The sequence below is a fragment of the Pinirhizobacter sp. genome (assembly GCF_035317885.1).
Lineage (GTDB): Bacteria > Pseudomonadota > Gammaproteobacteria > Xanthomonadales > Rhodanobacteraceae > Pinirhizobacter.
Window position 1 is genome coordinate 1 of sequence record NZ_DATHFX010000141.1, and the last position, 6386, is coordinate 6386.

Below are 6386 nucleotides of genomic sequence, written 5' to 3' on the forward strand. Positions count from 1 at the left end.
CCGAAACCATTCGCCGCATCGCCTTTGGCGAATCGGTAAGTTCGTTGTACATCGATTAACCACTCACCTGGTCGCGGGTGAGTGTCTTGGTCGCCGCGAGGTGGCTTCTTGTGAAAACTGAAGGTAACAACCATGGCAACCCAACATGTAATCTCGGCCCAGGGCCGCAAGGACGAGGGGAAAGGTGCGAGCCGCCGCCTGCGTCGTGCGGGCTTTGTGCCTGCCGTCGTCTACGGCGCCGGCCAGGAGCCGGAAAGCATCCAGATCGAGCACAACACCGTTCTGCTGGCCTCGCGCCACGAGTGGTTCTTCTCGTCCGTGCTCGACCTCAACGTCGACGGCAAAACCCAGAAAGTGCTGGTGCGTGACTGGCAGAAGCATCCGTTCAAGATGCTCATGCTGCACATGGACTTCCTGCGCATCAACGAGAACGAAGTGGTCCGCGTCGCGGTGCCCATCCACTTCCTGAACCAGGAAAAGTCGCCCGCCGCCAAGACGGCCGGCCTGGTGATCTCGCACAACCTGACGGAAGTCACCGTGTCGTGCCTGCCGGGCAACCTGCCGGAGTACCTGGAACTCGACCTCACCGAACTGACCGAGGGCGACATCATCCACCTGTCCGAGGTCAAGCTTCCGGCCAACGTGGAGATCCCGGAACTGGCCCTGGGCAAGGAACACGACGTCGCCGTCGTGACCGTCGCCTCGGTGCGCGAAGAAGTGGACGAGACCCCGGCCGTCGAAGGCGACGCCGCAGTGGTCCCGGCTGCCGCACCGGCGCCTGAGAAGAAGTAATCGGCCGCGCCTTGTCCGCATCGTGCGGGCAAGGCGCGTTCGTTTGCACGCATGGAAGGCCTGCGCCTTATCGTCGGCCTCGGTAACCCCGGGGCCGAATACCTCCGGACGCGGCACAACGCCGGGTTCTGGTTTGCCGATGCGCTGGCAGCGCTTCATGGCGAGCGATTCGGTTTCGATGGCAAGCTGCATGGCGAGGCCTGCAGGGTTCGCATCGCTGGCGAAGCGATCTGGCTGCTCAAGCCCGCCACTTTCATGAACAAGAGCGGCATCGCCGTGGCTTCGGCGCTGCACTATTACAAGATTCCTCCCGAACAATGCCTGGTGGTGCACGACGAGCTCGACCTGGAGCCCGGCACCGTGCGCCTGAAATTCGACGGAGGCCATGGCGGCCAGAACGGCCTGCGTGACATCGCAGCCCACCTGGGGCATGGCAAATACCACCGCCTGCGGATCGGCATCGGCCATCCGGGGCACAAGGACAAGGTCACCCCGTGGGTGCTCGGACGCCCCTCCGCAACCGACGAGGACGCCATCATGGATGGCATCGGGCGCGCCTTCGACGTGTTGCCGCTTGCCGTGGCCGGCAATTTCCACGAGGCGATGAAGCGGCTGCACACGGTAAGCGAATAAACTCCCCCAGATTTCGCGATGGCGCGAAGGCGCCTCGCTCCCACTTCACCTTGGCGGTTCCTTCCATGGGTATCAAATGCGGCATCGTCGGCTTGCCCAACGTCGGCAAGTCCACCCTGTTCAATGCGCTCACCAAGGCGGGCATCGCCGCGGCGAACTTCCCGTTCTGCACCATCGAGCCGAACGTGGGCGTGGTGCCGGTACCCGATCCGCGCCTGGCGGCGCTGTCGGCTATCGTCAAGCCGCAGAAGATCCTGCCCACGACGATGGAATTCGTCGACATCGCGGGCCTGGTGGCCGGCGCATCGAAAGGCGAGGGCCTGGGCAACAAGTTCCTGGCCCACATCCGCGAGGTCGACGCCATCGCCCACGTGGTGCGTTGCTTCGAGGGTGATGTCATCCACGTCGCCAACAAGGTCGACCCGATCGCCGATATCGAGACCATCGATACGGAACTGGCGCTGGCCGACCTCGAATCGGTGGAAAAGGCCTTCAACCGCGCCGAGCGCGCAGCCAAGGCCAACGACAAGGAAGCGCTGGCGCGCAAGCCCGTGCTTGCCAAGCTGCTGGCTGCGCTTGGGGAGGGCAAGGCGGCCCGCATGGCTGGCCTGGACGAAGAGGAACGCGCCCTGGTGCGCGACATGTTCCTGATCACCATGAAACCGCTGATGTACATCGCCAACGTGCTCGAAGACGGTTTCGAGAACAATCCGCACCTGGACCGCGTGCGCGCCCACGCCGCCGAAGAGGGTGCCGAGGTCGTGCCGGTGTGCGCCGCCATCGAGGAAGAACTCTCGCAGATGGACGATGCCGATCGCGATGAATTCCTCGCCGACCTCGGCCTCTCCGAGCCTGGCCTGAATCGCGTGATCAACGCCGGCTACAAGCTCCTGGGCCTGCAGACATACTTCACCGCCGGCGAGAAGGAAGTGCGCGCCTGGCAGCTCAAGCGCGGTTCCACCGCGCCGCAGGCCGCTGGCGTCATCCATACCGACTTCGAGCGCGGTTTCATCCGTGCCGAAACGGTCGCCTATGCCGATTTCATCAAGTACAACGGCGAATCCGGCGCGAAGGAAGCCGGCCGCCTGCGCCTGGAAGGCAAGGATTACATCGTGAAGGAAGGCGACGTGCTGCACTTCCGTTTCAATGTGTAGCGCCTACTCGGCTTATGAATCCTTGCCGTCGGCGATCACCTTGCGCTGCATCGTGTCCAGGTAGGCATCGAGTTCCGCGATCGAGGTAAACACCTCGTTCACCGGCACCGCCTTGACGATGTCGAAGACCTTGCGCACCTGCGGCTGCGGGTTCACCAGCAATACCGTGCCGCCGCGCGCCTGCATGGCACGGCGCAGTTTGGCGATGCTGCGCAGGCCCGCACTCGATATGTAGTCCAGGCCCTTCATGTCCAGCACGATGGTGGCGTTGTCACTGACACCCTCGCCGGCGGTGACGGCGGCAGCATCGAGTTCCGGGGCGGTCTGTGCATCCAGGCGGCCACCGATGGCAAGCGTGGCCAGCCCGCGGTTGGGCTGTTGGTAATCAATGGTGAGGCTCATGCGCCGTCCCTCGTGATGTGGATGGTGAAGCAAAGCGAAGGCTCACCACGTTACCGCCTGGCTCGCGCTGGCAATGCGCAGTGTCGGCCAGCTGGCGGGCCAGGTGGATGCCAAAACCGCCGACCTGCCCGCGATCGGCGGGCTCAGGCTGCACGAAGGGATCGAACGGCGGACCGTCATCGCGGATGCACAGGTCGAAGCCGTCGTTCACCGCTTCGAGCGTCAGGTCGATGCTCCTGGCGCTGGAATGGTCGACGATGTTCACCAGCAGTTCTTCCGCCGCCAGGCGGATGTCGGCCCTGGTTTCCGCAGCGGCGCCGGCGGCGCGTGTGAAGGCCTCGGCGGCATCGAGCAGGGCATACACGGCGTCGCGGTGAGGCGTGATGCGTTGGGAGAATCGTGTGCGCATGGCCCTACCTTGCCAGTTCAGCGCAAGCAAGGCGATATCGTCGGACTGGCGGAAGTGGCCGGCGTGCGCGGAAACGGCGGCCAGCAGCCGGTCGATGCGGGTGCCATCTGCCTCGTGGCCGCCGGACAGGGCTGCAAGCAGGCGTGACTCGCCAAAGAGTTCGTGAAAGCCATCGTCAGCTTCCGTGATGCCGTCGGAATACATCAGCAGCTCGTCACCCGGCAGGAGCCTTGCGCTGGCAAGCGGGAAGTCGGCGTCTATCTGCAGGCCGAGCGCTGGTCCGCTCTCCACGGCGACGGGCACGCAGGTTCCGCCCCGGCACAGCACGGGCGCGTCGTGGCCGGCGCTGGCCACGAACAGGTTGCCACTGGAGCGATCCACCGTCGCACAGACCAGGGTGACGAACATGCAGGCATCGTTGTCCGGTTCCAGTTCCGCGTTGAGCTCTGCCAGCAACTGGTCGGGCGCGGCGGCGTCGCGGGCCAGGTTACGGGCAAGGGTGACGGTGCGGGCCATGAACAGCGCAGCCGCCACGCCCTTGTCGGACACGTCACCCACCATCAGCCAGAGGCGATCGGGCTGCACCAGGTAGAAGTACAGGTCGCCCCCGACCGCCTGGGCCGGCTGCAGGTGGGCATGCAGTTCGAAGTCGACACCGGCGTGCCTGGGCGGCGGCAGCATCGACGTCTGGATCAACCGCGCGATGTCCAGTTCGCTGGCCAGGCGCTCGCTGGCCCGGCTGCCCTCGGCGACGGCCTCGATCTGGGCGGCCAGTTCCACGCGCATGCCCTCGAAGCTGCGCGTCAGCCGCCCCACCTCATCGTGTGCAGGGCTGTAGGGCAGGGCATGGCCGCGGTCGCCGGCCGCAATCCGCTCCGCCTGCAAGGTCAGCTCCGACAGCGGTGCCAGCAATCGCCGGCTGATGGTCAGGATCAGGGCCGAGATCGCCAGCAGGCCGAACAGGCCCAGGACGAGGTCCGTCAGGAAGGTGCGGCGCATGTCGGCGTAGATGCGCGATTCGGGGATGACCAGGCCGAACTGCCAGGGCGTGCCCGCCACGGGGGTCACGTAAGCCCAGCTCGGTTCAGTGACACGGGCGCCATCTTCGGCTGTCAGGCGCATGGGGGCGCCCTTGCTGCGGACGATCGAGGTCGTCAGGAACGAACTGGCCCGCGTACCGACGAAGCCTGGACGCTCGTGGGCCAGCATCAGATGGTTCTCGTCCATCACGAAGGCATAGCCGCCGGCAGGTTCCGGAAGGCTGCCCAAGAGGGCCTGGAGCCAGTCGAGGGTAAGTTCGGAGGCCACCACCCCAGCGTTGCGTTCCATCGGCTGGATGAAGCCGACGACGCTGCCGCCACGCGTATCGGCCATGAAGGAGCGTTGCCAGCAGCCGTCGGCGCACGACAGGCCCTGGGTGTACCAGGCATCGGTCTGCTCCTGGGCAAGCTCGACGTTGCGGATGGCATCGCCCGGGCCGCGAATGACCAGCAGGGTCGTGCGGGGCAGGTCGTTGGCAGGCTTGAAGGACACGGCAATGCCCGAGAGATCAGGATGCCCACGCATGACGTCGGGCAGCATGGTGGCGGCGTCCGCCGTCCGGCCGGGAAGCACCGTATGCAGCACGCGGGTGATGGCCATCGCGTCGCTCACCCGTGCCGCGATCCGCGCCGCCGTGCCGTTGGCCAGCGCCAGCGCCTCGCGGTGGGTCTGGGCCAGCACCTGGCGACGGGTGTGTTCAAGCAGTGCCGCGCCGGTGACGCCCAGCACCAGGGCAGACCCCAGCAGCATCCAGGTCGCAAGCCTTGCCGAGACGCTGCGAAAAATCATCCTGATCCTCCCCGGGGCGGTAGCCGTCATGACCTGGGCTGCGCGCCCGACCCTGTGTACGAGGAACCTTACATCGGGCCAGCGGCCGCTGTCGCATAATGTCGACCCCTATACGGCACTCGAGAGTCATGGCTGGTACGCAACCCGACGTCAATTTTCGCTTCCTGGCCCAGCCCACCGACGTCAACTTCGGCGGCAAGGTCCACGGCGGCATGGCCATGAAGTGGATCGACCAGGCCGGATATGCCTGTGCCGTGGGCTGGAGTGGCGCCTACTGCGTCACCGTGTCCGTCAGCGGCATCCAGTTCATCGCCCCGATCCTGATCGGCGACCTGGTCACGGTCAAAGCCCGGCTGATCCACACCGGAACGTCCAGCATGCACTTGCTGGTGGATGTCTTCGCCAGGGACCTGAAGGCTTCCGACGAGCGCCTGTGCACCAGTTGCGTGATGGTTTTCGTCGCCCTGGACGCGCCCAACGGCAGGCCGACGCCGGTTCCCGCCTGGGTGCCGCACACCGAAGAAGCGCGCCAGCTGCAGATATACGCGCGGAAACTGGCCGAAATGACCCGTGAAATGGAGCGCGAGGTCGCCGCGCACCGGCCGTCCGTAGCCACCGACGCCAGCGCCTGAAACGTCCACAGGATGTTGACAGTCCCGCACCCCCGCCACACAATAGGCGTTCTTTGTTGGAGGGATACCCAAGCGGCCAACGGGGGCAGACTGTAAATCTGCTGGCTTACGCCTTCGGTGGTTCGAATCCACCTCCCTCCACCAGACATTCCTGCGGTCGAAGGAATGCGGGTTTTCCGCTTAGGCGGGAGTAGTTCAATGGTAGAACTTCAGCCTTCCAAGCTGATTGTGCGGGTTCGATTCCCGTCTCCCGCTCCATTGCTGCTTCGGTTTTTGCACTGCTCATGTAGCTCAGTCGGTAGAGCACTTCCTTGGTAAGGAAGAGGTCGCTGGTTCGATTCCAGTCATGAGCACCATCTTGGCTCCATAACCACTTCTATCATTGACTCCATCGGGGTTTAGCGCGCATGGCAAAGGGTAAATTCGAACGCACCAAGCCGCACGTCAACGTCGGCACCATCGGTCACGTGGACCATGGCAAGACGACGCTGACGGCCGCGCTGACCAAGATCGGCGCCGAGCGCTTCGGTGGTG

7 protein-coding genes and 3 tRNA genes are annotated in these 6386 nt (G+C 64.9%); 8 read left to right on the top strand and 2 right to left on the bottom strand.

The annotated features are described in order from the left end of the window. Positions 1-132 precede the first annotated feature (132 nt). The 3 genes from VK519_RS04365 to ychF all read left to right on the top strand — a co-directional run bounded on the left by VK519_RS04365 (position 133) and on the right by ychF (position 2579). Positions 133-792: a 50S ribosomal protein L25/general stress protein Ctc gene (locus VK519_RS04365; RefSeq protein ID WP_324347914.1), complete on the top strand. Its 660-nt coding sequence runs from the start codon at positions 133-135 to the stop codon at positions 790-792. Between the two features lie 51 nt (positions 793-843). Then, on the top strand, positions 844-1425 hold the full coding sequence (gene pth / locus VK519_RS04370; protein ID WP_324347915.1) for an aminoacyl-tRNA hydrolase: 582 nt from the start codon (positions 844-846) through the stop codon (positions 1423-1425). Positions 1426-1490: 65 nt separating this feature from the next. After that, the gene (gene ychF, locus VK519_RS04375; RefSeq protein WP_324347916.1) at positions 1491-2579 is read left to right on the top strand and encodes a redox-regulated ATPase YchF; all 1089 of its coding nucleotides are present in this window, start codon (positions 1491-1493) and stop codon (positions 2577-2579) included. Positions 2580-2591: 12 nt separating this feature from the next. On the opposite strand, the gene VK519_RS04380 is transcribed toward ychF, so the two are convergent. Then, complete coding sequence (locus VK519_RS04380; protein ID WP_324347917.1) at positions 2592-2981, bottom strand: STAS domain-containing protein; 390 nt, start codon at positions 2979-2981, stop codon at positions 2592-2594. Further along, a complete protein-coding gene (locus tag VK519_RS04385; RefSeq protein WP_324347918.1) occupies positions 2965-5220 on the bottom strand; it encodes a SpoIIE family protein phosphatase in 2256 nt (751 codons plus the stop codon). Before VK519_RS04385 ends, VK519_RS04380 begins: the two co-directional genes overlap by 17 nt. Positions 5221-5348: 128 nt before the next feature. On the opposite strand from VK519_RS04385, the gene VK519_RS04390 reads away from it, so the two are divergent. The 5 genes from VK519_RS04390 to VK519_RS04410 form a co-directional block, all read left to right on the top strand. Further along, positions 5349-5852 (top strand): acyl-CoA thioesterase, encoded by a 504-nt coding sequence (locus VK519_RS04390; RefSeq protein ID WP_324347919.1) that lies wholly within the window; start codon positions 5349-5351, stop codon positions 5850-5852. A 58-nt stretch (positions 5853-5910) separates the two neighbouring features. Further along, positions 5911-5996, top strand: a tRNA-Tyr gene (locus VK519_RS04395). Positions 5997-6036: 40 nt separating this feature from the next. Next, a tRNA-Gly gene (locus VK519_RS04400) sits at positions 6037-6110 on the top strand. A gap of 22 nt (positions 6111-6132) precedes the next feature. Continuing rightward, positions 6133-6208, top strand: a tRNA-Thr gene (locus tag VK519_RS04405). A 51-nt stretch (positions 6209-6259) separates the two neighbouring features. Further along, positions 6260-6386, top strand: a 127-nt coding sequence (locus VK519_RS04410) for a GTP-binding protein (RefSeq protein ID WP_049472805.1), incomplete at its 3' end; no start/stop codon positions are given.

Bases quoted from the DNA above. Each gene is read 5' to 3' on its own strand.
- VK519_RS04365 (WP_324347914.1), top strand. From the start codon at position 133: ATGGCAACCCAACATGTAATCTCGGCCCAGGGCCGCAAGGACGAGGGG.
- pth (WP_324347915.1), top strand. From the start codon at position 844: ATGGAAGGCCTGCGCCTTATCGTCGGCCTCGGTAACCCCGGGGCCGAA.
- ychF (WP_324347916.1), top strand. From the start codon at position 1,491: ATGGGTATCAAATGCGGCATCGTCGGCTTGCCCAACGTCGGCAAGTCC.
- VK519_RS04380 (WP_324347917.1), bottom strand. From the start codon at position 2,981: ATGAGCCTCACCATTGATTACCAACAGCCCAACCGCGGGCTGGCCACG.
- VK519_RS04385 (WP_324347918.1), bottom strand. From the start codon at position 5,220: ATGATTTTTCGCAGCGTCTCGGCAAGGCTTGCGACCTGGATGCTGCTG.
- VK519_RS04390 (WP_324347919.1), top strand. From the start codon at position 5,349: ATGGCTGGTACGCAACCCGACGTCAATTTTCGCTTCCTGGCCCAGCCC.